Source organism: Vibrio sp. 704 (assembly GCF_033339295.1).
This window is the reverse complement of sequence record NZ_JAWOUH010000416.1, coordinates 1-654: the sequence shown is the minus strand read 5'-3', so window position 1 is coordinate 654 and position 654 is coordinate 1. Positions and strand designations below refer to the sequence as shown.

The 654-nt window shown below is 51.5% G+C and carries 1 protein-coding gene; it reads right to left on the bottom strand.

Going from position 1 to position 654, the window contains the following annotated elements; all coding sequences use genetic code 11:
• Positions 1-44 precede the first annotated feature (44 nt).
• Positions 45-654, bottom strand: a 610-nt coding sequence (locus tag R7R24_RS26830) for an AzlC family ABC transporter permease (RefSeq protein ID WP_318120137.1), incomplete at its 5' end; no start/stop codon positions are given.

The following is a 654-nucleotide window of genomic DNA, read 5'->3' as shown; positions in this document are numbered from 1 at the left end:
TGCGATAATGATAAACAGCGTGCCGCCTAAGCTTGTTTCGATGTTCATGCTTTTTTCTCCTTCCAACAAGCCCCTAAAATACCGCCAGCGATTGCGCCGACAACGACATGGCTGTTTTCTGGCAAATACCAGTAAGCCATCAGTGATGAAGCTGCTGCCATACCCCAAATCGCGAAGATACGCAGATTTTTAGGGCCGCCTGCAACCATAGAAAGTAAAAAGCAACCCATGACCATATCAAGTCCGAGACTGACCGGATCTTTGATGGCGCCACCAAAGTAGATCCCCATCCACGTGCCGACAATCCAGAAGCCCCAAAGCGCAAGCCCTCCGCCGACCAACAAACCAAACCCAGGCTCTTTCTTGCCAAATGCGTTCATCGCCATTGCCCAGTTCGCATCGGAGGCAAGTAACATAATGCCATAGCGCTTATGTGGCGGTAGCTGTCTCAGCCAAGGGTAGAGCGTCGCACCCATCAGAAGGTGGCGAGCATTGATGGCAAACACAGTAATCAAAACCGGTACAAGTGGTACTTCAGCTCCCCACATTTCTAACGTGGCAAACTGAGACGCACCAGCAAAGACAAGCGTTCTCATTAAAAGAGTCGGAAAGGCGTCTAAACCGGTTTGCACCGCCGCCACCCCAAAGGCGAGC